Origin of the sequence: Gaiella sp. (genome assembly GCF_035710885.1) — a bacterium.
In the GTDB taxonomy this organism is placed as follows: domain Bacteria; phylum Actinomycetota; class Thermoleophilia; order Gaiellales; family Gaiellaceae; genus Gaiella.
On record NZ_DASTCS010000076.1, the window covers coordinates 22,432 to 48,448 of the forward strand.

Sequence of the window (26,017 nt, forward strand, 5' to 3'; positions counted from 1 at the left end):
AGCGAGCATCGAGGAGACCGACATGACCCATCCCGATACCTTCCGCGCCCGCTCCACCCTCGCGGTCGGAGGCACCGAGCACGAGGTCTTCCGCCTCGATGCACTGCAGTCGCGCTACGACGTCGCGCGGCTGCCGTACACGCTCCGGATCCTGCTCGAGAACCTGCTGCGCCGTGAGGACGGTGACACCGTCACGGGCGCCGACGTCGAGGCCGTGGCGGCCTGGGACGCGGCGGCCGACCCGTCGAGCGAGATCACCTTCGCCCCCGCCCGCGTGCTCCTGCAGGACTTCACCGGCGTGCCGGCGGTGGTCGACCTCGCCGCGATGCGCGACGCGATGGCCTCGTTCGACGGCGACCCGAGCCTCATCGACCCACTCATCCCCGCCGAGCTGGTGATCGACCACTCGGTACAGGTCGACGACTACGCGAGCCGGCTCGCGATCCGGCGGAACGCCGAGCTCGAGTTCAAGCGCAACCGCGAGCGCTACGCATTCCTGCGCTGGGGCCAGGGCGCGTTCGACGCGCTCAAGGTCGTGCCGCCCAACACGGGCATCTGCCACCAGGTCAACCTCGAGTACCTCGGGCGCGTGGTCGAGTCGCGCGAGGGGCGGGCGTTCCCCGACACCCTTGTCGGCACCGACTCGCACACGACGATGATCAACGGCCTGGGCGTCCTCGGCTGGGGCGTGGGCGGGATCGAGGCCGAGGCGGCGATGCTCGGCGAGTCCATCTCGATGCTCGTGCCGCAGGTCGTCGGGTTCCGCCTCCACGGCCAGCTGCCCGAGGGGGCGACGGCGACCGACCTCGTGCTGACGGTCACCCAGATCCTCCGCCAGACGGGCGTCGTCGGGAAGTTCGTCGAGTACTTCGGTGAGGGCCTGGCCGGGCTGCCGATCGCCGACCGCGCCACGATCGGGAACATGTCGCCCGAGTACGGGGCGACCTGCGGCTTCTTCCCGGTCGACGACGAGACGCTCCGCTACCTCCGCCTCACGGGACGCGCCGAGGAGCGGGTCGCGCTCGTCGAGGCCTACTGCAAGGAGAACATGCTCTGGCACGACCCGGCTGAGCCGGCCACGTACACGCAGGTCGTAGAGCTCGACCTCTCCTCGGTCGAGCCGTCGCTCGCGGGGCCCCGCCGGCCGCAGGACCGGATCCCGCTCGCGGCGGCGAAGAGCTCCTTCCTCGAGGTGCTCGGCACCTTCGGCGTCGACTACGGCAACGCCCTCGACGAGGCCGTCGCCGAGTCGTTCCCGGCCAGCGACGCCCCGGCCCACGTCGAGCCCGGCTCGGACACGCCGCAGGGCGACCAGTCCGTACGGGCGGCGCCGGTCGCGCTCGCGCCGGTGTGGACGGAGGGGATCCCGTGCGAGCTCGACGGCGAGATCGTCCACCTGGGCCACGGCGCCGTCGTGATCGCCGCGATCACGTCGTGCACCAACACCTCGAACCCGTCCGTGATGGTCGCCGCCGGGCTGCTCGCGAAGAAGGCCGTCGAGCTGGGGCTCGACCGGCGCCCGTGGGTGAAGTCGAGCCTCGCGCCGGGTTCGAAGGTCGTCAGCGAGTACTTCGAGCGGGCCGGGCTGACGCCGTATCTCGAGGCGCTCGGCTTCCACACGGTCGGCTACGGCTGCACGACCTGCATCGGGAACTCCGGGCCGCTGCCCGAGCCCGTGTCGAAGGCGATCGCGGAGGGCGAGCTCGTCGCTTGCGCCGTGCTCTCCGGGAACCGGAACTTCGAGGCGCGGATCCATCCGGAGGTGAAGGCCAACTACCTCGCGAGCCCGCCCCTCGTCGTCGCCTACGCGCTGGCAGGGAGAATGGACGTCGACCTCGTGACGGAGCCGCTCGGCCACACGTCCAGCGGCGAGCCGGTGTATCTCTCCGACGTCTGGCCCTCGCCCGAGGAGGTGCGCACGACGGTCGAGGACGCGATCGGGCGCGAGATGTTCGAGCGCACCTACGGTGACGTCTACACGGGCGACCCCGAGTGGCGCGAGCTGCCCGTGCCCGAGGGCTCGGTGTTCGCCTGGGACGAGGCTTCCACCTACGTCCGGAAGCCACCCTACTTCGACGGCATGTCCCGCGAGCCCGGGCAGGTCGAGGACGTGCTCGACGCCCGCTGCCTCGTCTCGCTCGGAGACTCGGTCACGACCGACCACATCTCGCCGGCCGGCGCGATCAAGCCGGACGGCCCCGCCGGGCGCTACCTGATCGAGCACGGTGTCGAGCGGGCCGACTTCAACTCCTACGGCTCTCGCCGCGGGAACCACGAGGTGATGGTGCGGGGCACGTTTGCCAACGTCAGGCTGCGGAACCTCCTCGTCCCCGAGTCGGAGGGCACGTGGACCGTGCACCTTCCCTCCGGCGACGAGACGACGATCTTCGAAGCCGCCGAGCGCTACATCGCCGAGGGAGTCCCGACCATCGTGCTGGCCGGCAAGGAGTACGGCTCCGGCTCGTCACGTGACTGGGCGGCGAAGGGCCCGGGCCTCCTCGGGGTGAAGGCCGTGATCGCCGAGAGCTACGAGCGGATCCACCGCTCGAACCTCCTGATGATGGGGATCCTCCCGCTCCAGTACCTCCCAGGCGAGACGCGCGAGACGCTCGGCCTGACCGGGCGCGAGACGTTCTCCGTCACCGGGGTCTCCAACGGCGAGGCGCGGGAGGTCACCGTGAGGGCCGACGATCGCGAGTTCCGCGTGATCCTGCGGCTCGACACCCCGCGAGAGCGCGAGTACCTGCGGCACGGCGGCATCCTGCAGTACGTGCTGCGCAAGCTCCTCGCCGCGTAGCAAGGGGTCTGTCCCCAGGGGGAAGACCCCAGTGACGCTCACGCGCCTCGCACACCTTTCGCCCGGCCGCCCGGCGCACGAGCCCGCAGGGTTCCTGGGACTCGGCGCGTCGCCGGGGACACGCCCCCGGCGGGGTCAGTCCCCTCGGCCTGGCACGATCCGGCGATGTCGAACTCCGACGAGCTTCGCGCGCTCCTCGGCCGCTTCCCCGCGGGCGTCGCGGTCGTCACGGTCGACGCCGGCGGCCAGCGGCTGGGGCTGACCGTCGGCTCGCTGGTCGCGCTCTCGCTCGACCCGCCGCTGATCGGCTTCTCGATCTCGCGCCAGGCCGCGCTGCACGAGCTCCTGCGCGAGGCCGGAGGCTGCGCGATCTCGCTGCTCGCGGCAGGGCAGGACTGGCTCGCCGAGCACTTCGCACGCGGCGTGCCGCCGATCGGAATGTGGCACGGGATCGCGACCGAGGCCGGCGCGAGCGGTGCACCGCTGCTCGTCGGCGCGCTCGGCTGGCTCGAGTGCGCACTCCGCGAGGAGGTCGAGGTCGGCACGCACACGCTCTTCGTCTGCGACGTCCGGCGCGTCGAGCACTTCAGCGACGCCCCCGCGCTCGTCCGCGTCCGCGGCGCGTACACCGCGGCCTGAGACGTGCCTCGTGCCAGGCACGAAGACACGGCCGACCGGGACATGTCCAGGCGCCAGGCACGCAGATACGACCGAAGCTGACACCCCGGTCGATGCGCGCCGATGCCGTGCGTGAGACAGGGCGATACCCTCGACAGCCGTGAGCGAGCGCGACACCTCCTGGGGGATCGAGCCGGTGCCCGAGCGGTTGCGCGTCCTCGGCGGGCTCGACCTAGGCCTGCTCTGGGGCAACCTCGGTGTGTCGCTGCTGGTGGTCGTGGCGGGGGCGATCCTCGTGCCGGCGCTGTCCCTCCCCGCCGCGCTCGTCGCGATCCTCGTGGGGTGCCTCGTCGGCAACCTGATGCTCGCGACCGCCGGTGCGATCGGCGCGCAGGCGCGCGTGCCGTCGATGGTGCTGATGCGCGCGCCGCTGGGAGTACGGGGCTCGTACCTGCCGACCGCGATCAACGTCGTGCAGTGCCTCGGCTGGACGGTCTTCGAGCTGCTCGTGATCGCGACCGCCGCGGCCGCCCTCTCCGACGAGCTCTTCGGGTTCGAGGCGCGCTGGGCCTGGACGCTCGTGTTCGGCGCGGCCGCGCTCCTTCTCGGGCTGCTCGGCCCGATCGGCGTCGTCAGGACGGTCATCCGGCGCGTCGCCGTGTGGGTCGTCCCGCTCGCGGTCGCCTACCTTGCCTGGTGGGCGTTGACGGGCGGCGGGCTGGAGGAGGCATGGAACCGTCGCGGCGAGGGAGGTCTCTCGACGTGGCAGGGGATCGACATCGTCGTCGGGGTCACGGTCTCCTGGATCCCGCTTGCGGCCGACTACACGCGGTTCGCCCGCACCCCGAGGGCGGCGTTCTGGGGGACAGGCGTCGGCTACCTGGTGCCCGACGCGCTGCTGCTCGCGCTCGGCGCGGTCGTCCTGCTGACGCGGGACATCGCGGACGCGGCGGCGCTTCCCGCCGCGGTCGCCGCCGGCGGGCTCGTCGCGCTCCTGGCGCTGCTCGCCCTGACGGTCGCCGAGACCGACGAGGCGTTCGCGAACGCGTACTCGGGCGCGGTCTCGCTGCAGAATCTCCTGCCTCGGGCGCCACAGCGGCTCCTCGTCGCCCTCACGACGACCCTCGGGACGATCGGGGCGCTCGCGCTCGAGCTGACGAGCTTCCAGTCGTTCCTCTTCCTGCTGGGCTCCTGCTTCGTGCCGCTGTTCGCGGTGCTGCTCGCCGACTGGCTCGCATCGGGACGCCTGTACGACCGGGACGACGTGTTCGGCGCGGAGCCGGTGCGCGCGGGGCTCGTCGTCGCCTGGATTGCGGGCTTCGTCGCGTACCAGTGGCTCTCGCCGACGGGCCCCGACTGGTGGGTCGAGCAGGTCCGGCGCCTCGATCCGCCCGCCTGGGGGATCGGGGCGACGCTGCCGAGCTTCCTCGTCTCGTTCGTCCTCGCACTCGCGGTCGCGGTCGCCACCGGCCGCGTGGGCGCGCGGCCGGCCCGCGCATGAGCACGATCGCGACGATCGGGAACCTCGCCGTCGACCGCATCGCCGGCGCGCCTCCGCGCGCCGGCGGCGGCGTCTTCCACGCCGCCCGGGCCGCGGCACACGTGCGGGCGGACGCGGTCGCGGTCACGCGGTGCGCACCCGGCGACCGCGCGACCGCCCTCGCGCCGCTCGAGTCCCTCGGCCTGCCGGTGACGTGCGCAGACGCGACCGAGACAACGGCGTTCAGCTTCCACTACGAGGGCGACCACCGGGTGATGGCCGTCGACGCCGTCGGCGAGCCGTGGACGCCGGAGGACGTCGAAGGATGGGCCTCGGCCGCGCTCGACGGGGCGGGGTGGGTGCTCGTGGCAGGGCTCCTGCGCTCGCACTTCCCCGCACCCACGATCGAGGCGCTCGCGCGGGGGGGAAGGCGACTGCTGCTCGACGCGCAGGGGCTCGTGCGTCTCGCCCGCACGGGGCCGCTCACCCGGGACGGGGCGTTCGACCGCGAGGCGCTGCGCCACCTCGCAGTGCTGAAGCTGAACGAGGACGAGGGACGGATCCTCGCCGGAGACCTGGAGCCCCGGGCGCTGCGCGCGCTCGGCGTTCCCGAGATCGTGCTCACGCTGGGCTCACAGGGGGCGCTCGTGGTCACCTCCGAGGGCGCGACGCGCGTCGACGCGCAGACGGTGTCCGGGACGGTCGACCCCACTGGCGCCGGCGACGCGTTCTCCCTCGTCTACGTCGACGGACGGGCGCAGGGCCTGGGCCCCGTCGCCGCCGCCGAGCGCGCCGCCAACGCCGTCGCGGAGCTGATCAGCGTCCGATGACGAACGTCCTGGTCGCCTGCGCGGTCGGCACGGTCGAGGTCGACCTCGACGAGGAGGAGATCGTCGAGGTAGACGGCGTGGAGATCGCGCCCGCCCCGGAGCCGTCGGTCGACCTGCCGTTGGTCGTCACGGCGGCCGCGCACGGCTCGACGGTCGTGGCCGTCGTCGACCGCCGGCCACCGCTCGTCGTCTCGAACGACGGGGGCTCGACCTGGCGCGAGGCCGGCGCCGGACTCGCCCCCGGGGTGGCGATCGCGATCTCGCCGGATCACCCCGACCTGATGGTGTACGCCACCGCGGAGCGCCTCCATGTCTCGCACGACGGCGGGCGGTTCTGGACGGCGCTCACCGTGGAGCTGCCCGGGATCACCTCGGTCGCGTTCGTCCGGTGACTTCCGGTGTGCGAGGATCGCGGCTCCCGACGATCGGAGGAGGACGATGAGCGGGCTCGACGACCTACTCGGCAGCCTGACCAAGGGCAAGGAGAGCGGAGGGCAGGGCGGGGGCGGCATCGAAGACCTTCTCGGAGGGCTGCTCGGGGGAAGCGGCGGAGGCGGCGGAGGCGGCCTTCAGGACATCCTCGGCGGGCTGCTCGGTGGGGGGTCGGGGTCGAGCGGCGGAGGCGGCATGGGCACGCAGTCCGGCGGAGGCGGGGGCGGGGGCGGCATGAACGTCGCGGCTCTGGCGACCGTGATCGGGCCGCTCCTCATCAAGCTGCTCAAGGAGGGCGGCCTTCAGAAGATGATGCAGGGTGCCCGGGCGAGCGGCCTGTCCGCGCAGGCGGACTCGTGGGTCAGCCCCGGCGAGAACGCACCGATCGGCCCCCAGGAGATCCGCGGCGTGGTCGGCGACGACACCGTCCGCGAGCTTGCGCAGGAGGCAGGCGTCCCCGAGGACGAGGCCGCAGGCGCCCTCGCGCAGATCGTCCCGCAACTCGTCAACGGGCTCACCCCCAACGGCCAGCTCCCGTCCGACGACGAGGTCGACCAGCTCGTCGCGAAGTTCGCGGGCTAGAGCCGGAACTCGCCGCGGGCGACGACGACAGCCGCGCCCCCGACCTCGACTGCGTCGATCAGGCCGCCCCCGCCCTCCGCGCGCGCGTGGAGGGTGGAGGGGCGGCCGATCTCGACACCCTGGCGGATCACGATCTCCTCGCCCCAGCCGACGAGGCCGTGACGTGCGAGGTGGCACGCGATCGGCCCTGCGGCGGAGCCGGTGGCCGGGTCCTCGCCGTTCGCCCAGAACATCCTGCTGCGCCAGCTCGTCCCTGAGCCGGCGACGCAGTTCACGCCGGTGACCTCGAGCCGGCCCAGCGCGGGCCCGTCGGGCCGGAGCGCCGCGACCTCGCTCTCCGCGGCGAGCGTCACGACGATGTGGCGCGCGCCGTTGTCGTAGAGCTCGATCGGCAAGAGCGAGCGCTGCGTCCCAAGGATGGCGAGCAGCGACTCGGGGGCGGAGACCGGCTCGACGCGCGGCACGGGCTGGCGCATCCGGCCGAACACGAGGCGACCGGACTCATCGCGCTCGAGCGCCACGGGCACGATGCCGGCGCCCGTCTCGAGCTCGACGACGCCGAGCTGGAGCGGCGCGCCGAGGACGAACGCCGCGCCGAGGATCGGGTGTCCTGCGAACGCCATCTCGGCGAGCGGGTTGAAGATGCGGATCCGGGCCGTGCCGCCCGCCTCGGCCGGAAGGACGAAGACCGTCTCGGAGAAGCCGATCTCGAGCGCGAGCGCCTGCATCGTCGCGTCGTCCAGCGCACGGGCGTCCGTGAAGACCGCGAGCTGGTTGCCGGTCAGCGGCGTGTCGGTGAAGACGTCGGCGACGACGTAGCGATGCGAGGGCACGGGCGGGTTATAACCCGCGCTCGAGCTCCTCGACCCACTTGCGGTGGTGCTCGCGCGCCCAGGCCTCGCGCACGTCGCCCCGCGTCATCCCGCGCAGCGCGTGCCGCGTCGAGGGGTGGATAACCGCGAGGTAGAGGTGACCGACGAGCAGCCCGAGAGCGACCAGCGTCAGGGTCTCGTGCACCGTCCCAGTCCCGTCGAACAGGAAGCGGTGGTCGCGCTCGCCGAGCCAGAGGAAGAACCCGGACAGCGCGAACAGGAGCGCGAACGCGGCGGTGACGAGCACGTTCAGCTTCTGCCCTCCGTTGAAGCGGCCCTGCGGCGCTCTGCGGCCACGCAGGAACCTGCGGTCGTCTGCGTCGATCGCCTCGATCTCGCGCCAGTCGGCGGCGAGGCGCCGTCGGTCGCCGAGCGCTACGACCAGCACGATTGCGACGGCCCAGCCGAGCGCGCTGAAGAGGTGGACGTTCTTGACGAGGTTCCTCCGGGCGACGAGCTCCGAGAGGGCGGGCAGGTAGAGCACGAGCCCGGTCGCGAGCATCGCGAGGAAGCCGCTCGCGTGCACCCAGTGCAGCGCGCGCTCCGTCGCGCCGAAGCGGGGGACGAGCCGCTCAGAGCCCGTTCGAGTCACCGATCCACGCGTCCTCGTCGTAGCCGCGGAGCTCCCAGTACCCCACGTGGTCGAGGTGCGTCTGCACCTCGACCCGCGTGACCCACTTGACGCTCTTGTATCCGTACATCCGCGGCATCACCACCCGAGCGGGGAAGCCGTGCGCCTCCGAGAGCGGCTTGCCGTCCATGTCGAGCGCGAGCAGCGCGTCGGCGGCGAAGGCCTGCGGCAGCGAGAGCGTGTCGTCGTACGGAACCTCGTCCGAGACGAACCTGAGCGCCTTGGCGGACGGTCGCACGCCCGCCTCGTCCAGCAGATCGCGGAACCGGACACCAGCCCAGCGGACGTCGCTCACGCTCCATCCCGTGACGCAGTGGAAGTCGGACACCTGCTGCACGCGCGGCAGAGCGCGGAGGTCGGCCAGCGTGTACGTGACGGGCCGCTCGACCGCACCGGCGATCGTCAGGCGGTAGGCCTGTGGGTCGATGCTCGGGATGGAGCTCCCGATCGTGTAGATCCGCCAGCCCGAGGCCGGCACGACCGCCTCGACCGAGTCCGGCACGACGCTGCCGGCGAGCCGCAGCGCGTCCCGGCCGAAGAAGAGCCCCGCCGCACCGGCCCCGAGGATGCCGAGGAAGGCCGCGCGCCCGATCGTGCGGTCGTGCATCCCTTCCTTGTACCGCGGGCTCCTTACGCAGGTCTTAGATCTCGGGGCGGGAATCCCGGGACGTGGTCGATGCGGGCGTCACCGGCGAAGCGCGGCCTCGCAGCGCATCGGTCGTCTCGGTCGCGATGCTCGCGGTGGCGTTGCTCTCGGTCGGGGTGGGCCTGATCGCCACCACGGTCTCGGGCTGTTGCGGCGCGAGCGACACGTCGAGCGACCCCGTGCCCCTGCTGGCGGGTCTCGGTGTGGCGGCCGCGCTCGGGCTCGCGGCCTTCGGGCTCTGGTCGGGCTCGCTGTCGCGACGCGCGCTGCTCGCCTGCACGGCGGCGCTGCCCATCGTGTGCGCGGTCGCGTCTGCATCGTCCCTGGATCTCGCGGCCCTGCTCCCGTTCACTCTCGTCGGCTGGGCGCTGCTGTGGTGGTACCTCCGGCGGCCACCCGTGGCTCGATGGCTCCGCCGGTGATCGTGACCCGGCTCTCCATCCCCCTGCCCGGAGCGCGACTATGCTCGCGCCGGTGCGCGTCTACCTGTGCAGACATGCGAAGGCGGCGCCCGGCGACCCGGACGAGCTGCGCGAGCTGACGGGCAAGGGCCGCAAGCAGGCGCAGGAGCTCGGCGAGCGCCTGGCGGCGCTCCCCGAGCCCCCCAGGCTCGTCGTGGCCAGCCCGCTCGTCCGGGCGCGCCAGACGGCCGAGGCGATCGCGGCCGCGACGGGCGCGTCGATCAGGACCGATTCACGGCTCGCGCCGGGGGCGACGGTCGGCGACCTGCGCGACTCGCTCGCCGGCCTCGAGGGGCCGGTCGCCACCGTCGGCCACCAGCCCGACTGCTCGGAGATCGCGCTCGCCGCGACGGGCGCCGACCCGGGATTCTCCCCCGGGGCGATGGCCGAGCTCGACCTCGACGCGTGAGCGGGGCTCCCGCGATCCTCGTCCGCGGGCTGCGGAAGTCCTACGACGGCAACGAGGCTGTCCGCGGGATCGACTTCGACGTCCTCCCCGGCGAGGTCTTCGGCCTCCTCGGGCCCAACGGTGCCGGCAAGACCACGACCGTGGAGATCCTCGAGGGCTACCGGCAGCGCGACGCCGGCGAGGTGCGCGTGCTCGGCGTCGACCCGTGGCGGAGCGATGGATCCCACCGCGAGCGAATCGGCGTGGTGTTGCAGCACTCGGAGCTGCCGCCGGCGCTGTCCGTCCGCGAGGTGCACCGGATGTTCGCGGGGTACTACCTCCATCCGCGCGACATCGACGAGGTGATCGAGCTCGTCGGGCTCGCCGACAAGACCGAGGAGCGCGTCAAGACGCTGTCCGGGGGCCAGAAGCGCCGTCTCGACCTCGGCGTGGCGCTCGTCGGCGATCCAGAGCTCGTCTTCCTCGACGAGCCGACCACCGGCTTCGACCCCGCCGCGCGGCGCACGGCCTGGGACCTCGTCCGCTCGCTCCGGTCGCTCGGCAAGACCATCGTCCTCACGACCCACTACCTCGACGAGGCGCAGCAGCTCGCCGACCGCGTCGCCGTGATCCGCGAAGGGAGCCTCGTCCGCATCGGTACGCCCTCGGAGCTGATCGGCGCGACGCCCAAGGTCGAGATCCGCTACCGCGCGCACGGCCGGGAGATGGTCGTCACGACGGGCGAGCCGACACGCGTCCTCGCCGAGCTGACCAGCCGCGCGATCGCGGAGGGGCGCGAGCTCGAGGCGCTGGAGGTGCGGCGGCCGACGCTCGAGGACGTGTACCTCGAGCTCGTGGACGGCGACGAGTGACGTTCCGTGACGTTGCCGGGTCGTCGCTCGTGGTGCGATGCCGGAGGGCGCAGTGCGCGGGCACGGGCCCGGAGAGCAGCGTGCCGCGAGCGGCGGCGGGAACGTGACGCTGCTCTGGCACGAGCTGCGGAACCAGCAGCTCCTGTTCTGGCGGAACAGGGAGTCCGCCGTCTTCATCTTCGTCTTCCCGCCGATGCTGTTCCTGCTGCTCGGCGCCGTGTACGACGGAGAGATCGACGGCGAGCCCGCGGTCGACCGGCTGCTCGTCGGGATCATGGGGTACGGCTGCGCGAACACGGCGCTGGCGGGGCTCGCGATCACGCTCGTCGTCCGACGCGAGGGCGGCATCCTCAAGCGGCTGCGAGCGACGCCGCTCCCGCCGGCGACCTACCTCACCGCCGTGCTCGTCTCGACGCTGATCGTCTTCTGCCTCCAGATGGCGGTCACGATCGCCCTGGGGATGCTCCTCTACGGCGCGCACGGAGCCGAGAGCTGGGCGGCGCTCGTCCCTGTCCTGCTGCTCGGCGCCGCGGCCTTCGCGGGGATGGGCATCGGACTCGCGGCGCTGATCCGCTCGGACGAGGGCGCGTCGGCGGTCGTCAACCTCGTCGTCCTGCCCATGGCGTTCCTTTCGGGCTCGTTCGGGCCGACAGCCGACTACCCGGACGTCCTCCAGGCAATCGCCGACGTGCTGCCGCTGACGTACCTGATCCGCCTCGTGCAAGCCGCGTACCTCCACGGCGAGTCGCTGGCGCACGACATGGGGGCCGTGGCGGTCGTCGTCGCCTGGGGGCTCGCCGGCCTCGCCGTGGCGGTCCGCCGCTTCGGCTGGCAGCCGCGCGAGCGCTGACCTCTGGCTACCAGCCGCCGACCCAGCCGCTCAGGAGGCCGTACGGCTCCGTCTCGGCGGGCTCCCCGGGACGGGCACGGAGGAAGTCGAGGTCGCACCCGGTGTCGGCCTGGAGCACGTGGTCCGCGTACAGCGCGCCCCAGCCCCGCGCGTACCGCGGCGTCGGAGGACCCACTTCCTCGAGGCGGCGGCGAACCTCCGGCTCGGGCACGTCGAGGTCGAGCCTCCGCGCGGCGACGTCGAGCAGGATCGGGTCGCCGTCCCTCACCGCCCGGAGCGGCCCGCCCGCGTAGGCCTCCGGTGCCACATGGAGGACGACGGTGCCGGACGCCGTACCGCTCATGCGCGCGTCCGAGACGCGGACGACGTCGGTCACGCCCGCCCGGAGCAGCTTCTTCGGAACCGGGATCGCCCCCCACTCCGGCATCCCGGGCCCGCCCCGGGGGCCGGAGTTCCGCAGGACGAGCACCGTCTCCGGCGTGACGGGAAGCGCAGGCTCGTCGATCCTGGCCTGGACGTCGTAGACGTCCTCGAACACGAGCGCCGGCCCCCGATGGCGCATCAGCGCCGGGGTCGCGGCGCTCTGCTTGACGATCGCCCCGTCCGGCGCGAGGCTGCCGCGGAGCACGGCAATGCCGCCCTCTGCGGCGAGCGGGCTCTCGAGGGGCAGGATCACGTCGCGGTCGTGCACGCTCGCCCGCTCGACGAGCTCTCCCAGAGCCTGACCCTCAACCGTCGGCGCGGTGAGGTCGAGCAGCGGCGCGAGCTCCTTCAGCAAGGCGGCGACTCCCCCGGCATGGTGCAGCTGCTCGACGAGGTGCTCTCCCGAGGGGCGCACGTTCGCGATCACGGGTGTCCGCCGCGAGAGCTCGTCGAAGCGGACGAGCGAGAGCGGCACCCCCACGCGGCCTGCGAGCGCGAGGAGGTGCAGGACGACGTTCGTCGCGCCGCCGAGCGCCATCAGCAGCGTGATCGCGTTGTCGAACGCGGCCGGGGTGAGCACCTCGGAGGGACGAGGGCCGTCGACTGCGAGCTCGACGGCCCGCCGCCCCGTCGCCTCTGCGGCGCGGTGGCGTGCGGCGTCGACCGCGGGGATGGAGGCCGTCCCGGAGAGGCACATCCCGAGCGCCTCGACCACCGAGGTCATCGAGGACGCCGTTCCCATCTCGTTGCAGTGGCCGACGGTCGGGGTCGCAGCGGCCTCGAGCTCGTCGAACTCGGAGCGTGTCATCCGGCCGGCGCGGAGCTCGTCCGCGTAGTGCCAGAGGTCGGTTCCCGCCCCCAGCTGCCGCCCGCGGAAGACGGCGGGCTCGGCAGGCCCGCCCGTGACCATGATCGCGGGGACGTCCGCACTGGCCGCGCCCATCAGCTGCGCCGGCACGGTCTTGTCGCACCCCCCGAGCAGGACGACGGCGTCGAGGGGGTATGCCCGGATCGACTCCTCGACGTCCATCGCCATCAGGTTCCGGAACAGCATCGAGGTCGGCTTCATCAGGTTCTCGCCGAGCGAGATCGTCGGGAACTCGAGCGGCACGCCCCCCGCCAGCAGGACACCGCGCTTGACGGACTCCGCGAGACCGCGGAAGTGCAGGTTGCAGTTGACGAGCTCCGACCACGAGTTGCAGATCCCGATCACGGGGCGCCCGGCGAGCGCCGTCCGGGAGATGCCTTCTGCGTGGAGGGTTGCCCGGTGGATGAAGCCCGCGAGGTCGTGTCCGCCGAACCAGCGCGCGCTGCGCAGCGGCCGGGTCACGGGCGTTCGCGCACCCGGTCGAGCACCGCGACGCTCCGGTCGATCAGCCGGTCGACCCCGCCCGCGTCCACGTTCGAGTTCGTGATCCCGTAGGCCCACCGGTGACGGTCCTGGTCGAGCAGGTCGTCGAGGGGGACGCCGTCCAGGAGCGCGAGGTCCTCGCTCGCGGGGAGGTATCCGGCGTAGTCGTTGCAGTACCCGAGGGTGAACGTGGTCGCGAAGGGGCTCGCCGACCGGATCCGCGACCCGCACTCGTTGAACAGCTCGAAGGGGTTGGCGGCGAAACCCAGGTCCCCGATGCGCAGCGCCTGGATCTCCGCCTCCACCGGTTCGTCTCTTCGCCTGACCATGTCCGCGTACATCGCGAGCGCGGAGCGCTGGTACATCGCAGGCTCGTCCTGCGCGGACGTCGCGGTGTGCATCCCGTCCGGCCATCGCTCGGGGTAGGCGACCGCGCGCGTGGCCTCGAGCTCGGCCAGCCTCGACTCCAGCTCGTCGAGCTCCCACGGGATGCGCCTGCGCCGCAGCGCCAGCCTCTCCGAGGCCGCGCCGAGGGGCGCCTCGTCCTGGGGCTCGACGGCGGCGGCGGCCGCGAGCACCGCCGCGGCGAGGGCGCCGCCGAGCTCGTCGCGACCCTCGTAGGAGTGCGGGCGGGCGTCTCGGTTGCCGAACCAGAAGTCCCAGGCAGCGACGTCGCCGCCGCAGCCCGAGAGAAAGAGGCACTCGGCTCCGGCAAGCCCCTCCTCGACCGCCGTGCGCAGCGGACCGGGGAAGTCGGCGTTCCAGAGGAGTGTCTGCCCACCCATCAGCGTCGCGTGGCAGGCGAACGAGGCGACCACGGCCAGGGGCGCTCCGTCGGCCCTGTCGACGCGCAGCACCGGGACGCTGTCGTCGACCGGCCGCTCGTGCCGCACGCGGTTGACCGAGACGCCCCCCGCTCTTCCCACTCCCCAGCCGACCCGCGCGGGCACCCGACCGCGCCAGGCCGCGTACACCGCGCCCGCCAGGCGCTCCGCGAGGCCGTCCGCGTAACGGGCGAACGCGGGCGTGTCCGCGAGACCGGCGACCGTCGAGCCGCGGGAGAGGCTCGGCGCGCTGTGGTTGTGGGCCGCATTGACGAGCACCGCCGAGGGGCGGATCCCGGTGAGCTCCCCGGCGATCCGTCGCACGTCCGCGGTCAGCCCGGAGCCGACGAAGACGAGGTCGACGGCGACGATCGCGAGCTGCGTGCGGCCGTCGTCGAGCACGAGGGCCTGGCCGAGCATGGGGTCGTGGACGCCCTCCGCGAGGCCGGTCCTGGCCGCCCAGCAGCCGTGCGGCAGCCCGCACGGCGGCGTCACGTCGACGCGGGCGACGCCTGCAGTGAGCGTGCTCATGATGTGCCCTCCCCGCTCATCGGCGCGCGACGAGCTCGTCGTAGGCCTCGGGGCGCCGCTTGCGCAGCGCGAACCAGGGGTTCTCTCTTGCCCGGCCGAGCGCCTCGGGGTCGAGCTCGGCGGCGATCCAGCACGTGTCGGTGCCCGCATCGGAGCTTGCGAGCTGCGAGCCGTCGGGCCCGAGGACGTAGGCGCCGCCGATGTGCGTGGAATGGCCGTCGAACCCGACCTGGTCCGAGAACGCGGCGAAGACCGCGTTGTCTCGCGCCAGGACGTCGTGCAGGCGCGGCGGGCCGGGTGACCCCGCGAGCAGCTCGCGCTGGGCTCGGACGAGCTCCTCGTTCGCCGCCTCGCGCCCGCGGCCGTCGAACGTCAGCTCACCGCCGCCGGCGGGCATCGTCCTGTTCGCGTGCGGCAGCAGGACGAGCTCCGCGCCCCTGAGCGCCAGGATGCGCCAGCTCTCGAAGAAGTCGCTGTCGTGGCAGATCGCCGTCCCCACCCGGCAGAAGCCGAGGTCGACCACGCCCCACTCGTACGCCTGCCGGAAGCGGTTGAACTCGTCGTCCGACGCGTGCACCTTGCGCTGCACGCCGAGCATGCCGTCGGGGCCGACGAGTGCGAACGAGTTGTAGTGCGTGCCGCGGTCGAGCTCGCAGAAGCCGTAGCCGACGACGATGCGGCACTCCCTCGCGCGCGCGGCCAGGGTCTCGAAGATCCGGCCGTCGCGCGGCTCGGCAAGGCGGGTCACCTCGGGGCTGCCGTTGTGGCCCGTGACCGAGCACTCGGGGAAGACGACGAGGTCGCAGCCCGCGTCCGCTGTCTCGCCGATCAGCCGCAGGTGCGTCTCGAGGTTGTGCTCGACGTCGAGGTGCCGGACGTCGACCTGCGTCGCTGCGACGCGACAGCGCTCCACGTCAGTCGAGCTCCGAGCGCTCGGCGACGCGAGCGGTCACGACGACGTTGTCCCCCTGGCTCGTGGACGCGATCGCCCTGATCACGCAGACGATGCCGCCGTTCGAGGCCCCGACCACCTCGGGCGGCCGCTCGGGGCGCTCGAGGAAGTGGATCCGGCCGACCGGCTGGCCCGGGTCGACGTGCTGGCCGAGCGAGACGAGGGTCTCGAAGAGCCCCGTCTCCGGAGCGAGCACGTAGTCGTCGACGTCCGTCGCCATCAGCAGCGTGGGGTCGGGCTTGCCGAGCGCCGCCCGCGTGATCGGTTCTCCTGCGAGGACACCCTCGTGGCGCAGCACGTTGGCGAGGCCGCTCGCCGCGAGGCGATGGATCTCCGCCGTGACGTGCCCTCCGCCGCCGAGCTCGGTCGAGATCACCGTCTTCCCCTGGCGCTCCGCCTCGCCGACGAGGAGCCCCGTCCCTGCCACGTCGATGTACACGCAGCACCAGTCGGTGTTCCAGGCCAGCATGCCCTCGACCATCCGTCGGCGCTGGTCCGCGTCCTCGACCCAGTGCATCTCCGACCAGGGCAGGCAGAGCGCGGTTCGGCCGCCGGAGTGGATGTCCACCACGACGTCCGCACGCGGGAACAGCTCCGTCGAGAGAAAGTGCGCGAGCTGCTCGTCGGCCGGCCCGTCGGGCCGGCCGGGGAACGAGCGATTGAGGTTGGCCCCCGACGGCCAGAGGCGCGTGTAGGCGCGGGACGCGTCCGGCGAGAGGCAGGGGATCACGGTCACCCGGCCGGTCACCTGATCCGGCCGCAAATCGCGCGCGAGGTTCAGGGCGGCGACCTGGCCCTCGGGCTCGTCGCCGTGCACGCCGCCGATCACGAGCGCCGACGGGCCCTCGCCCCGCGCGACGGAGACGATCGGGACGAAGAGGCTCGACCAGCCGCTCGTGTTCGAGGAGCGAGGGACCTGCAGCCGTCCGATCTGCTTCCCGGGGGCGTCCAGGTCGATCGTGCAGCGGATCGGAGAGTCGGTCATGAGCTCCGCCGGGAGGTTAGTGGATTGTTGACAATTTCGCTATAGTCGACAATCGGTGCCGGGGGCGGCTCGGGGCCACACCCGTCCAGACCCCGGGAGGAAGCGTGAAGATCACCGACGTCGAGGCCATCGTCCTACGCCAGGCGGCCGTCGACGAGGGGATCGCGGACGGGAGCCAGGACGACCTCGTCATCCTCGTCTCGACGGACGAGGGGATCACGGGGATCGGCGAGGTCGACTCGGCGCCGGACGTCGTGGCGGCGCTCGTCCGCCAGCCTGCCTCGCACGCGGTCGCGCAGAGCCTTCGCGGGACGTTGATCGGCCGCGACCCGCTCGACGTCGAGGGGCTGTGGGACGCGATGTACCGCGGGCTGATCTACGTGGGTCGGCGCGGGATCGCGATCCACGCGATCAGCGGGATCGACATCGCGCTGTGGGACATCAAGGGCAAGGCGCTCGGGAAGCCCGTCTGCGAGCTCCTCGGCACCGTCCGCCGCGACCGCGTGCGCGCGTATGCGTCGCTCCTGATGCCCGACACGGTGGAGGAGACGAGCGAGCGCGTCACCGGCCTGCGGGAGCAGGGCTTCACCGCGATCAAGCTCGGCTGGGGGCCGCTCGGCGAGGACTCGGCGCACGATGTCCAGCTCGCGACGGCGGCGAAGGAGGCGGCCGGGCCCGACGTGGACGTGCTGATCGACGCGGGCCTCGGGTACGGGGACGACGCGAGGACCGCGATCGGCGTCGCGCGCGAGCTGGAGGCGCTCGGCATCGGGTGGCTCGAGGAGCCGTTCCTGCCGGACGCCTACGAGGCCTACGCAGAGCTTGCGGACGAGGTCGACATCCCGATCGCGGCGGGCGAGCAGGACGTCACGCGCTGGGGCATTCGGGAGCTGATCGAGCGCGGACACGTCGACGTCGTCCAGCCGGACGTGACCCGCTGCGGGGGGATCACGGAGACGCTCCGGATCTGGGAGCTGGCCGACGAGCGCGGCGTGGAGACGGTGCCGCACGCGTGGAAGAGCGGCATCATCAAGGCCGCCTCGCTCCACGTGAACGCCGTGCTGCCCGAAGCCCGCTACCAGGAGTACTGCGTCGCCGAGACGCCCATCAACACGACGCTGACCGTGCAGCGGCTGCCGCTCGAGGCCGACGGCTGCGTGGCGGTCCCGACCGCGCCGGGGCTGGGCGTCGAGCTCGACGAGGACGTCCTCGCGTCCCTGCGGGTGGACGCATGAGCGTCGCTCGCCTTCGGCTCGCCCCCGTGGGGGAAGCGCGATGAGCAGCCTCACGGCATCGGAGCTCGCCGCCGCGCTCGCCGCGCGGGCGGCAGCCGTCATCCCCGGCGGGGTGAACAGCGGCCAGCGGCGCGTGCCCGGGCTCGAGGAGCTCGTGATCACCGCGACGAGCGGTGCCACCTTCACCGACGCGGAGGGGCGCGTGTACACCGACTACCACGCCGCGTTCGGGCCTCCGCTCCTCGGTCACAACGACCCCGACGTGGACGCGGCCGTGGCCGCGACGGGCCGCTCCGTCGACCTGATGGGCGTGGGCGTGACGCCGGTCGAGATCGAGCTCGCCGAGCGGCTCGTCGAGGCGGTCCCCTCGGTGGAGAAGGTGCTCCTGACGGCGACGGGGACCGAGGCGACCTTCCACGCCCTGCGCGTCGCGCGCACGGTGACGGGAAGGCGGCACGTGATCAAGTTCCAGGGTTGCTACCACGGCTGGCACGACGCCGTCGCGATGAACGTGATCTCGCCCGCGGAGAAGGTCGGGTCGAAGGACCCTCTCTCGGCCGGGATCCTCCCCGAGGTGCTCGACGCGACGATCGTGGTGCCCTTCAACGACGCCGACGCGGTCGAGCGCGCTCTCTCCGAGCACGACGTCGCGGCGATCATCCTCGAGCCGATCCCCCACAACATCGGCGCGGTGCTTCCCGTCCCCGGCTTCCTCGAGCGGCTGCGGTCTCTCGCGACGGAGCACGGCACGGTGCTCGTGTTCGACGAGGTGATCACCGGGTTCCGCCACGGGCTCGGCGGCTATCAGGCCGTCTGCGGGGTCACGCCCGACCTGACGACGCTCGGCAAGGCGATGGCGAACGGCTGGCCCGTCTCCGCGCTCGGGGGCAAGGCGGAGCTGATGGACCTCTTCTCGACGACGCCGGGTCGCCCCGCCTTCTTCGCGGGGACCTTCAACGGCCATCCGGCGACGACGGCCGCGGCGCTGGCGACGGTCGAGAAGCTCCGTCGGGAGCCCGTGCACGAGCATGTGTTCCGGCTGGGGGAACGTGCGCGCACCGGGCTCGAGGCGCTCTACGCACGGCTCGGCGTCCCGGCCGTCGTGAGCGGCTTCGGCTCGGTGTTCGTCACGTACTTCCTCGAGGGTCCCGTCGTCTCGTACGACGACCTGCTGCGAAACGACGTCGATCTCTTCGTCGGGTACAGGCGCGAGCTGATGAGGGAAGGCATCTTCGAGCTCCCGCTCAACCTCAAGCGCTCGCACGTCTCCTACGCCCACACGGACGACGACGTCGACCGGCTGCTCGAGGCGACCGAGGTCGCCGTGACGCGCTACCTCGGGACGCGCGCATGATCGAGTCGCCCGTCGGCTGCACGATCGACTACACGCGCCAGGGCAAGCAGGTCGGCCACCTCTCGCTCCAGAAGATCACCAACACGGCCGGCTGGGCGAGCACCTTCGTGCAGCTCGCGCAGATCGCGAACGGCGACGGCCCGACCGTGCTCGTGCTGGCAGGCAACCACGGCGACGAGTACGAGGGGCAGGTCGCGGCGCTCCGCCTGCTCCAGGAGCTCGAGCCCGGGCAGGTCTCCGGCCGCGTGATCGTGATCCCGGTGCTGTCGAAGGCCGCGGCGAAGGCCAACACGCGGAACTGGCCGTCGGGCGCGAACTTCAACCGCTCGTTCCCCGGCCGCCCGGACGGTCCCCCGAACGAGCAGCTCGCGGACTACCTCACGCGCGTGCTGTTCCCCATGGCCGACGTGGTGATCGACATGCACTCCGGAGGCCGCAGCGCGTGGTTCATCCCCTGCTCGCACATGCACGTCGTCGAGGACCCGGCGCAGCGCAGGGCGATGCTCGAGGGCATGGAGGCCTGGAACTCCGACTGGCACTACCTCTACATCGACGTGAACGGCTCGGGCCTCCTCCCCGTCGAGGCCGAGAACCAGGGCAAGCTCGTGATCACGACCGAGCTCGGTGGCGGCGGCAGGGTTCCCGCACCGGTCCACCAGCTCGCGTGGAGCGGGCTCACCAACGTCCTCCGCCACGTGGGCGTGCTCGAGGGTGAGGTGCAGACGCGCGCCTCGCTCGGTCTTCCCCCCGCCGTGATCCTCGACGGGCGGAACCCGGCCAACATCGTCGTCTCGCCCGAGGACGGGCTGTTCGAGGCGCTGCTCGAGCCCGGGGAGCCCGTCTCGGTCGGCCAGCCCGTCGGCCGGCTGTGGTTCGTCGACACCCCGACGCGCCCGCCGCTCGAGCTGGAGGCGCCTCTCGGCGGCCATGTCGCCGTGACGAAGGCGATCCCCGTCGTCGAGCAGGGCGACTGCGTGTTCGTGCTCGGCCAGCCGCTCGACCGCTCCGAGCTCCTCTAAGCGGCCTCGATGGGCAGCGCGCGGCTCGGCGGACGGACGTTCGCGAGCCTGCGCCACCGGGACTACCGGCTGTACTTCGCCGGGAGCGCCGTCTCCTTCATCGGGACCTGGATGCAGCAGATCGCGGCGTTCTGGCTCGTGCTCGACCTGACCCACTCGCCGGTCGCCGTCGGCGCGCTCGCGCTCGTGCAGACGCTGCCCGTGACCGTGCTCAGCCTCGTCGGCGGCTCGCTGGCCGACCGCGTGGACGTCCGTCGGATGCTCGTCGCCTGCGACGCGGTGCTGACCGTCGTGGCGGCGACGCTGGCGGCGCTGGCCCTGTCCGGCGCGATCGCGGTCTGGCACTTCTACGCCCTGGGGCTCGTGTACGGCGTCGTGGTCGCGCTCGGCGCGCCCTCGCGCCACACGCTCGTGTTCCGGATCGTCGGGCGCGACGACCTGCCGAACGCCGTCGCGTTGAGCTCGGGCCTCGGCACGACCGCGCGGATCGTCGGCCCTGCGCTCGGCGGCCTGGTGGTCGCCGCCGCGGGCCCGGGCGTCGCATTCGCGGTGAACGCGGGGAGCTACATCGTCTCGATCGTCGCGTTGCTCGCGATGCGCCTCTCCCGGCAGCGACTCGGGGCGGCGGCCGGCCCCCTGCTGGCCGGGATCGCCGAGACGTTCCGCTTCGCGTTCAGCGTTCGCCGGGTGACGGTGACGTTCCTCACGGTGCTCCTGGTGAGCACGTTCGCCTTCAACTTCGACGTGCTGCTTCCGCTCGTCGCGCGCCGGACGCTCGACGAGGGGGCCGCGGTGTTCGGGCTGATCGCCTCGGTGTTCGGCGCGGGAGCGCTCTGTGGGGCGCTGATCCTCGCCACCGTCGGACGTGCCCGCCTCGTGCTGGTGCTCGGCGGCGCGGCGGGCTTCGGAGCCTTCCAGCTCGCGCTTGCCCCGCAGAGCTCCCTGCCGGTCGTGTGCGCGTTGCTCTTCGTGATCGGCATCTTCTACATCCTCTGGGGATCCTCAGCCCTGGCCGTGCTCCAGCTCGCGGCACCCGAGCACCTCCGCGGCCGGGCCGCCAGCCTCTACTTCTTCGGCTTCCAGGGAGGCGCGCCGGTGGGAGGGCTGATCGCCGGGGCGCTGACCTCGCTCGGCGGCACGAAGCTCGCCTTCACGAGCGCGGGGGCGATCGCGATCCTCGTCGCCGCGCTCGGGGCGGCGGCGCTCGTCAGGACCGCGCCGCCGCGCCGGGTCGAGCCGCGCTCGCCCTGAACGCGGTCAGCGCCGCGGCGCCGGGTCGCGTGCGAGGCGCCAGACACGCCGGTAGTGCGGCTGGAGATAGTCGAGGTGGGCGCCCATCGCCTGCTCTGCGCCGTCCTCGTCGCCCCGCACGATCGCATCGGTGATCGCCCGGTGGTCCGCCTCGATCCGCCGCGCGAAGCGCGCGCCGAGCCCCGAGCGAGCCAGGCTCGTCTGGAGCACGGCGAACACGGGCAGCGCCGCCACCTCGAGCAGCGCGTTGCCCGAGGCCGCCATCAGGCTCGTGTGGAACCCGGTGTTCGCCCGGTAGCGCTCGTCCGTGCCGTGCGGTCGCGCGTCGTCCGCGATCGAGGCCTCGAGCCGCCGGAGGTCGCCGTCGACCCGTCGTCGTGCCGCCAGCCGGGCGGCGGGGACCTCGATCACCCGCCGGGCCTCCAACAGCTGCTCGAGCGTGATGTCGTCCATCTCCGCGAGCAGGGCGACGTTGGCCCGCAGCAGGCTCGAGGCGTAGTCGAGGCTGGGCCGGGTCACGTACGTGCCTCCTTTTGCCCCCTTCGTCGCCACCACGAGGCCCTGCGCAGCGAGCATGCGAAGCGCCTCGCGCACCGTCGCGCGGCTGACGCCGAACTCCGCCGCCAGGGTCGACTCGGTCGGCAGGCGCTCGCCGTGCTGGAGGGCGCCGGTCAGGATCAGCTGGCGGAGCTGCTCCGCCACGTGCTGGTACGCCTTGCGGGCCGGCGGCCCGGGAGCCTCGGTGCCGACGGGGTCGCCCGCGAGCGCGCGGCGCAACCCCTCGAGGGCGGCCCGCTCGTCCTGCCTGGCGGGCACCGCCGTCATGCAGGCGACTCGACCGCAGCGCCGCCGTCCGACCGGGGGCCGGTCACCGTCCGCGTGCCTCCGGCCCGGGATCGCTCTCCTCGGCCCGCTCGAGCAGACGGCGGGCGATGAGGAGCCGCTGGATCTCGTTCGTGCCCTCGCCGATGACGAGCACCGGCGCATCGCGGTAGAGGCGTTCGACGACGAACTCCGGCGAGTAGCCGTAGCCGCCGTGGATCCGCATCGCCTCGAGGGCGGCCTCCTGGGCGGTCTCGGTGGCGAACAGCTTCGCCATGCCCGCCTCGAGGTCGACGCGCTCGCCACGGTCCTTCTTCGCCGCGGCCGAGAGCATGAGCATCCTCGCGGCCTCGATCCTCGTCGCCATGTCGGCGAGCTTCATCTGGATCGCCTGGTGCGCCGCGATCGGCTTGCCGAAGGTCTCGCGCTCGCGGGCGTACCGCAGGGAAGCCTCGAGCGCCGCGGTCGCGATCCCGACGCCGCGCGCCGCGACGTTGATGCGGCCGAGCTCGATCCCCTCCATGAACCAGGCGAACCCCCGACCGAGCCCCTCCTCGCCGCCGAGGACGGACGACGCCGGGGTCCGGAAGCCGTCGAAGGCGAGCTCCGTCGACTCGACTCCCTTGTACCCGAGCTTCTCGAGCTTGGCGATCGTGAGGCCGGGGACGTCGGCCGCGCCCGCGGGCTTCTCGACGACGAACGCCGTCATCCCCCGGTGCGGTGGGTCTGCCTCCGGGTCGGTGCGGACGAGCAGGCAGACGAGCGAGGAGCGCAGGCCGTTCGTGACCCACATCTTCTGGCCGTCGATCACCCAGTCGTCACCGTCTCGGCGTGCGGTCGTGCGGATCGCCTGGACGTCAGAGCCCGCGTGCGGCTCCGTCATCGAGTAGGCGGCCCGCCATTCGCCGGTGGCCATGCGTGGGAGCAGGCGCTGACGCTGCTCACCGGTGCCCCGCGTCGCGATCATCCGCGCGGTGATCAGATGCGTGTTGAGGACGCCCGAGAGCGACATCCAGCCGCGCGAGAGCTCGGCCTGGACGAGCGCGTACGTCGTCACGTCGAGGCCGAGGCCGCCGTGCTCCTCGGGGATCGTGATCCCGAACAGGCCGAGCTCGCGCATCCGCTCGACGAGCGGCTCGGGGAAGACGTCGTCGTGGTCGAAGGCCGAGGCCTGCGGGATCACCTCGCGGTCGACGAACTCCCGCACCAGAGCGACGATCTCGCGCTGCTCCTGCGTCTGGGCGTGCACGATCAGCCCACCCCCCACGGTGTGTCCGTGGCGGGGAACGACGACCGGGCCTCCGGCGCGCTCCGGCGCAGCACCATGAACGTCCGCAGGTACTCGATCACGACCTCCCCGCGCTGGTTGATCCCACGACAGCGCATCGAGACGATCCCGACGGTCGGCCGGGACTCGGAGGGCCGCAGCTCGACGATCTCGCTCTCCGCCCACAACGTGTCGCCGACGAAGACCGGCTTCGGGAGGCGGATGTCCGTCCAGCCCAGGTTGGCGACAGCGTTCTCGCTCGTGTCGGGCACGGTCAGGCCCGCGACGAGGGAGAGGGTGAAGCAGCTGTTGACGAGGATCTGCCCGAAGCGGGTCGCCTCTGCATACGGCGCGTTGAAGTGCACCTGGTTCGTGTTCAGCGTCAGGTTCGTGAACCAGGTGTTGTCCGTCTCGGAGATCGTCCGCCCGAGCCGGCTGCGGAAGACGTCCCCCACGTCGAAGTCCTCGAAGAACCTGCCGCGCCACTCCTTCGGCGCCGCCGGCGGCTCCGTCGCGCTCATGCCGTCCCACTCCCTTCGCTCGCTTCGATGACTGCCCTCGCCCGCTCGGCGACCGGCGGGTCGACGAGCAACCCGTCGACGACGCCGACGGCGCCCCCATGGGCGACGATCGCCGCCCATGCCGCGACGACGCGACGCGCCTGCTCCAGCTCTGCTCGGGTCGGGGCGAAGCCGCGCCGCACGCCCTCGACCTGGTCGGGATGGATGCAGACCTTCCCCAGTAGTCCGAGCGTGCGGGCAGCAGCGACCTCGCGCTCGAGCGCAGCCGGGTCGTGCACGTCCAGGCAGGGCCCGTCGATCGGCGGCCGGATGCGCGCGGCGCCGGAGGCGACGACGAGCTGAGAGCGCGCGAAGAGAAGCTCCGAGCCCGAGCCGTCGGGGAGGAGGCCGAGGGACGCGGTCAGGTCGGCGCTGCCGAGCGCGAGGGCGAAGACCGCCGGATGCTCGGCGAGCGCGTAGGCGTCGCGGATCCCCGCTGCGTCCTCCACGAGCGCCACCAGCGGACGCTCCAGCTCGGCCGCCCGCTCGACGGCATGCACGGTCGCCTTCGGGACGAGAACGCCGACCGGCGCCTCGAGGCGGGCGACGGCGGCGAGGTCTCGCGCCCCGTCCTCGCCAAGGGGGTCGTTGACCCGGACGAGCCTCGCCGGCCCGCCGGGAGCCTCTGCGAATGGGCCGACCGCGGCACGGGCCTCCTCCTTCGCGTCCGGCGCGACACCGTCTTCGAGGTCGAGCACGGCGGCGTCGGCCGCGCTCGTGAGCGCCCGCTCGCGCTTCCGCTCCTCGTCTCCCGGGAAGATCAGGAACGTGCGCGCCGCAGCGAGCTTGCGGAGCAGCGCATCCATCCGGCGATAATGTCAGACATTTATCGGAGGGACAACGTCGAGGTCGTCAACCGGCCCCGCGTTCCTCGTGCTCCGGTTCCTCCGGCTCCGCTTCCTCGAGCTCGGCGAGACCCTCGACCTCCGGCAGCTCGAACGGCGGCACGGAGTGCCGCTCGACGACGTCTGCGACGACCCGGGCAGCCTCCTCGACGTCGTCGTCGCCGATCAGCCGGTGGGTGACGAAGCGAATGCGGCTCGCGTCGCGCTCCATGGCGCGGACGCCCACCTGCTCGAGCAGCCCGAGGAGCTCCTCGGGCGGGAGCCCCGTGGCCGCGACGTCGACGAGCACGATGTTCGTCTCGACGACCTCCGGGTCGAGCCGCAGCCCGGGGACCGACGCGAGCCGGGCCGCCAGCTCGCGGGCCCGGCGATGGTCGTCTCCGATCCGGTCGATCATCGTGTCGAGCGCGACGAGGCCCGCGGCCGCCGCGATGCCTGCCCTGTGCACCGTGGCGCCGCCCAGCCTCCGGAGCATCACGTGCGCACGCGCGACGACCGCCTCGCTCCCGGCGAGCACCGTTCCCAGCGGAGCTGACAGTCCCTTGTTCAGCGAGAGCGCGACCGAGTTGGCCCGCTGCGCCAGGGCGGCGAGCGGCACTCCCAGGGCGACGGAGGCGTTCACGAGCCGCGCGCCGTCGACGTGCACCCGGCAGTCGTGACGGTTCGCCGCATCGGCGAGCGCCGCGACCTGCTCGACGGAGAGGACGGTGCCGCCCGCGCGGGTGTGGGTGTTCTCGAGCACGAGCAGCGGCGCGCGGCTCTCGGCCACGAGCTCGTCGACCGCGTCGGGGGCGATCCGCCCGTCCGCCGCCCAGAGCGACCGCGGCTCGAGGCCGGCGATCTCGACGATCCCCATCGCCTCCGAGGTGAGGACGTGTGAGCTCGACTCGAGCACGACGGCGTCGCCGGGCTCGCAGAACGTCAGCAGCGCCACGAGGTTCGCCATCCCGCAGGTCGGCACCCACAACGCCGCGGGCTTGCCGAGCAGCTCCGCGACCCGCCCGCACAGCTCGTTGACCGAGGCGTCCTCGCCGAAGGCGGCCAGGCCGAGCTCGGCGGCGCGCATCGCGTCCCACATCTCCGCCGTCGGGACCGTGCACAGGTCCGAGCGGAGGTCGATCGCCGTCGCCCGGGCCACG

The 26,017-nt window shown here is 72.7% G+C and carries 26 protein-coding genes; 14 read left to right on the forward strand and 12 right to left on the reverse strand.

Going from position 1 to position 26,017, the window contains the following annotated elements:
* Positions 1-7: 7 nt before the first annotated feature.
* The 6 genes from VFO26_RS17050 to VFO26_RS17075 all read left to right on the forward strand — a co-directional run bounded on the left by VFO26_RS17050 (position 8) and on the right by VFO26_RS17075 (position 6,739).
* The gene (locus VFO26_RS17050; protein ID WP_349259099.1) at positions 8-2,797 is read left to right on the forward strand and encodes an aconitate hydratase; all 2,790 of its coding nucleotides are present in this window, start codon (positions 8-10) and stop codon (positions 2,795-2,797) included.
* Between the two features lie 165 nt (positions 2,798-2,962).
* Positions 2,963-3,436 carry a flavin reductase family protein gene (locus VFO26_RS17055; RefSeq protein WP_325116281.1) on the forward strand — a complete coding sequence of 158 codons (474 nt, stop codon included), beginning with the start codon at positions 2,963-2,965 and terminating at the stop codon, positions 3,434-3,436.
* 139 nt (positions 3,437-3,575) lie between these two features.
* On the forward strand, positions 3,576-4,916 hold the full coding sequence (locus VFO26_RS17060) for a purine-cytosine permease family protein (protein ID WP_325116283.1): 1,341 nt from the start codon (positions 3,576-3,578) through the stop codon (positions 4,914-4,916).
* Entirely contained in the window at positions 4,913-5,725 is an 813-nt protein-coding gene (locus VFO26_RS17065; RefSeq protein WP_325116284.1) for a carbohydrate kinase family protein, read from the forward strand. Before VFO26_RS17060 ends, VFO26_RS17065 begins: the two co-directional genes overlap by 4 nt.
* Positions 5,722-6,117, forward strand: a complete 396-nt coding sequence (locus tag VFO26_RS17070; protein WP_325116285.1) for a hypothetical protein — start codon at positions 5,722-5,724, stop codon at positions 6,115-6,117. Before VFO26_RS17065 ends, VFO26_RS17070 begins: the two co-directional genes overlap by 4 nt.
* Positions 6,118-6,163: 46 nt before the next feature.
* The gene (locus tag VFO26_RS17075; RefSeq protein ID WP_325116286.1) at positions 6,164-6,739 is read left to right on the forward strand and encodes a YidB family protein; all 576 of its coding nucleotides are present in this window, start codon (positions 6,164-6,166) and stop codon (positions 6,737-6,739) included.
* Here VFO26_RS17075 and VFO26_RS17080 read toward each other — a convergent pair.
* The 3 genes from VFO26_RS17080 to VFO26_RS17090 are packed head-to-tail and all read right to left on the reverse strand — an operon-like array spanning position 6,736 to position 8,849.
* Positions 6,736-7,572 carry a PhzF family phenazine biosynthesis protein gene (locus VFO26_RS17080; RefSeq protein ID WP_325116287.1) on the reverse strand — a complete coding sequence of 279 codons (837 nt, stop codon included), beginning with the start codon at positions 7,570-7,572 and terminating at the stop codon, positions 6,736-6,738. The two genes, VFO26_RS17075 and VFO26_RS17080, sit on opposite strands and share 4 nt — an antisense overlap.
* Before the next feature lie 7 nt (positions 7,573-7,579).
* Positions 7,580-8,203: a cytochrome b/b6 domain-containing protein gene (locus VFO26_RS17085; protein WP_325116288.1), complete on the reverse strand. Its 624-nt coding sequence runs from the start codon at positions 8,201-8,203 to the stop codon at positions 7,580-7,582.
* A complete protein-coding gene (locus VFO26_RS17090; protein ID WP_325116289.1) occupies positions 8,184-8,849 on the reverse strand; it encodes a molybdopterin-dependent oxidoreductase in 666 nt (221 codons plus the stop codon). The genes VFO26_RS17085 and VFO26_RS17090 overlap by 20 nt, the downstream gene beginning before the upstream one ends.
* Before the next feature lie 62 nt (positions 8,850-8,911).
* Between VFO26_RS17090 and VFO26_RS17095 the strand changes: the two genes are divergently transcribed.
* The 4 genes from VFO26_RS17095 to VFO26_RS17110 are packed head-to-tail and all read left to right on the forward strand — an operon-like array spanning position 8,912 to position 11,459.
* Complete coding sequence (locus VFO26_RS17095) at positions 8,912-9,310, forward strand: hypothetical protein (RefSeq protein ID WP_325116290.1); 399 nt, start codon at positions 8,912-8,914, stop codon at positions 9,308-9,310.
* Positions 9,311-9,362: 52 nt separating this feature from the next.
* Positions 9,363-9,758: a SixA phosphatase family protein gene (locus tag VFO26_RS17100; protein WP_325116291.1), complete on the forward strand. Its 396-nt coding sequence runs from the start codon at positions 9,363-9,365 to the stop codon at positions 9,756-9,758.
* The gene (locus tag VFO26_RS17105) at positions 9,755-10,609 is read left to right on the forward strand and encodes an ABC transporter ATP-binding protein (protein ID WP_325116292.1); all 855 of its coding nucleotides are present in this window, start codon (positions 9,755-9,757) and stop codon (positions 10,607-10,609) included. The genes VFO26_RS17100 and VFO26_RS17105 overlap by 4 nt, the downstream gene beginning before the upstream one ends.
* A gap of 37 nt (positions 10,610-10,646) precedes the next feature.
* Positions 10,647-11,459, forward strand: coding sequence for an ABC transporter permease (locus tag VFO26_RS17110; protein WP_325116293.1), 813 nt, complete (start codon positions 10,647-10,649; stop codon positions 11,457-11,459).
* A gap of 7 nt (positions 11,460-11,466) precedes the next feature.
* Here VFO26_RS17110 and VFO26_RS17115 read toward each other — a convergent pair whose 3' ends face one another.
* The 4 genes from VFO26_RS17115 to VFO26_RS17130 are packed head-to-tail and all read right to left on the reverse strand — an operon-like array spanning position 11,467 to position 16,525.
* The gene (locus VFO26_RS17115) at positions 11,467-13,212 is read right to left on the reverse strand and encodes an IlvD/Edd family dehydratase (RefSeq protein WP_325116294.1); all 1,746 of its coding nucleotides are present in this window, start codon (positions 13,210-13,212) and stop codon (positions 11,467-11,469) included.
* The gene (locus VFO26_RS17120; protein WP_325116295.1) at positions 13,209-14,588 is read right to left on the reverse strand and encodes a hypothetical protein; all 1,380 of its coding nucleotides are present in this window, start codon (positions 14,586-14,588) and stop codon (positions 13,209-13,211) included. The genes VFO26_RS17115 and VFO26_RS17120 overlap by 4 nt, the downstream gene beginning before the upstream one ends.
* 16 nt (positions 14,589-14,604) lie before the next feature.
* Positions 14,605-15,501, reverse strand: coding sequence for a carbon-nitrogen hydrolase family protein (locus VFO26_RS17125; RefSeq protein WP_325116296.1), 897 nt, complete (start codon positions 15,499-15,501; stop codon positions 14,605-14,607).
* 1 nt (position 15,502) lies between these two features.
* Positions 15,503-16,525 (reverse strand): succinylglutamate desuccinylase/aspartoacylase family protein, encoded by a 1,023-nt coding sequence (locus VFO26_RS17130; RefSeq protein ID WP_325116297.1) that lies wholly within the window; start codon positions 16,523-16,525, stop codon positions 15,503-15,505.
* A gap of 104 nt (positions 16,526-16,629) precedes the next feature.
* On the opposite strand from VFO26_RS17130, the gene VFO26_RS17135 reads away from it, so the two are divergent.
* From VFO26_RS17135 to VFO26_RS17150, 4 genes are read left to right on the forward strand one after another with little or no spacing between them, the layout of a single operon-like run.
* On the forward strand, positions 16,630-17,760 hold the full coding sequence (locus VFO26_RS17135; RefSeq protein WP_325116298.1) for a mandelate racemase/muconate lactonizing enzyme family protein: 1,131 nt from the start codon (positions 16,630-16,632) through the stop codon (positions 17,758-17,760).
* Positions 17,761-17,800: 40 nt separating this feature from the next.
* Complete coding sequence (locus tag VFO26_RS17140; RefSeq protein WP_325116299.1) at positions 17,801-19,114, forward strand: aspartate aminotransferase family protein; 1,314 nt, start codon at positions 17,801-17,803, stop codon at positions 19,112-19,114.
* Positions 19,111-20,133, forward strand: a complete 1,023-nt coding sequence (locus tag VFO26_RS17145; RefSeq protein ID WP_325116300.1) for a succinylglutamate desuccinylase/aspartoacylase family protein — start codon at positions 19,111-19,113, stop codon at positions 20,131-20,133. The genes VFO26_RS17140 and VFO26_RS17145 overlap by 4 nt, the downstream gene beginning before the upstream one ends.
* A gap of 9 nt (positions 20,134-20,142) precedes the next feature.
* Entirely contained in the window at positions 20,143-21,384 is a 1,242-nt protein-coding gene (locus tag VFO26_RS17150; protein ID WP_325116301.1) for an MFS transporter, read from the forward strand.
* Positions 21,385-21,390: 6 nt separating this feature from the next.
* Here the strand turns inward: VFO26_RS17150 and VFO26_RS17155 are convergent, their stop codons facing one another.
* From VFO26_RS17155 to VFO26_RS17175, 5 genes are read right to left on the reverse strand one after another with little or no spacing between them, the layout of a single operon-like run.
* Positions 21,391-22,209, reverse strand: a complete 819-nt coding sequence (locus tag VFO26_RS17155) for a FadR/GntR family transcriptional regulator (protein WP_325116302.1) — start codon at positions 22,207-22,209, stop codon at positions 21,391-21,393.
* Positions 22,210-22,252: 43 nt separating this feature from the next.
* Positions 22,253-23,473: an acyl-CoA dehydrogenase family protein gene (locus tag VFO26_RS17160; protein ID WP_325116303.1), complete on the reverse strand. Its 1,221-nt coding sequence runs from the start codon at positions 23,471-23,473 to the stop codon at positions 22,253-22,255.
* Positions 23,458-23,994 (reverse strand): MaoC family dehydratase, encoded by a 537-nt coding sequence (locus tag VFO26_RS17165; protein WP_325116304.1) that lies wholly within the window; start codon positions 23,992-23,994, stop codon positions 23,458-23,460. Before VFO26_RS17165 ends, VFO26_RS17160 begins: the two co-directional genes overlap by 16 nt.
* A complete protein-coding gene (locus tag VFO26_RS17170) occupies positions 23,991-24,839 on the reverse strand; it encodes a CoA ester lyase (RefSeq protein WP_325116305.1) in 849 nt (282 codons plus the stop codon). The genes VFO26_RS17165 and VFO26_RS17170 overlap by 4 nt, the downstream gene beginning before the upstream one ends.
* 46 nt (positions 24,840-24,885) lie before the next feature.
* Positions 24,886-26,016 (reverse strand): GntG family PLP-dependent aldolase, encoded by a 1,131-nt coding sequence (locus VFO26_RS17175; RefSeq protein WP_325116306.1) that lies wholly within the window; start codon positions 26,014-26,016, stop codon positions 24,886-24,888.
* Position 26,017 lies beyond the last annotated feature (1 nt).

What these genes read in the sequence shown, in the direction of transcription:
- VFO26_RS17055 (WP_325116281.1), top strand. Translation starts at nt 2,963, where the DNA reads ATGTCGAACTCCGACGAGCTTCGCGCGCTCCTCGGCCGCTTCCCCGCG.
- VFO26_RS17065 (WP_325116284.1), top strand. Translation starts at nt 4,913, where the DNA reads ATGAGCACGATCGCGACGATCGGGAACCTCGCCGTCGACCGCATCGCC.
- VFO26_RS17070 (WP_325116285.1), top strand. Translation starts at nt 5,722, where the DNA reads ATGACGAACGTCCTGGTCGCCTGCGCGGTCGGCACGGTCGAGGTCGAC.
- VFO26_RS17075 (WP_325116286.1), top strand. Translation starts at nt 6,164, where the DNA reads ATGAGCGGGCTCGACGACCTACTCGGCAGCCTGACCAAGGGCAAGGAG.
- VFO26_RS17090 (WP_325116289.1), bottom strand. Translation starts at nt 8,849, where the DNA reads ATGCACGACCGCACGATCGGGCGCGCGGCCTTCCTCGGCATCCTCGGG.
- VFO26_RS17110 (WP_325116293.1), top strand. Translation starts at nt 10,647, where the DNA reads ATGCCGGAGGGCGCAGTGCGCGGGCACGGGCCCGGAGAGCAGCGTGCC.
- VFO26_RS17120 (WP_325116295.1), bottom strand. Translation starts at nt 14,588, where the DNA reads ATGAGCACGCTCACTGCAGGCGTCGCCCGCGTCGACGTGACGCCGCCG.
- VFO26_RS17130 (WP_325116297.1), bottom strand. Translation starts at nt 16,525, where the DNA reads ATGACCGACTCTCCGATCCGCTGCACGATCGACCTGGACGCCCCCGGG.
- VFO26_RS17140 (WP_325116299.1), top strand. Translation starts at nt 17,801, where the DNA reads ATGAGCAGCCTCACGGCATCGGAGCTCGCCGCCGCGCTCGCCGCGCGG.
- VFO26_RS17145 (WP_325116300.1), top strand. Translation starts at nt 19,111, where the DNA reads ATGATCGAGTCGCCCGTCGGCTGCACGATCGACTACACGCGCCAGGGC.
- VFO26_RS17150 (WP_325116301.1), top strand. Translation starts at nt 20,143, where the DNA reads ATGGGCAGCGCGCGGCTCGGCGGACGGACGTTCGCGAGCCTGCGCCAC.
- VFO26_RS17155 (WP_325116302.1), bottom strand. Translation starts at nt 22,209, where the DNA reads ATGACGGCGGTGCCCGCCAGGCAGGACGAGCGGGCCGCCCTCGAGGGG.
- VFO26_RS17165 (WP_325116304.1), bottom strand. Translation starts at nt 23,994, where the DNA reads ATGAGCGCGACGGAGCCGCCGGCGGCGCCGAAGGAGTGGCGCGGCAGG.
- VFO26_RS17170 (WP_325116305.1), bottom strand. Translation starts at nt 24,839, where the DNA reads ATGGATGCGCTGCTCCGCAAGCTCGCTGCGGCGCGCACGTTCCTGATC.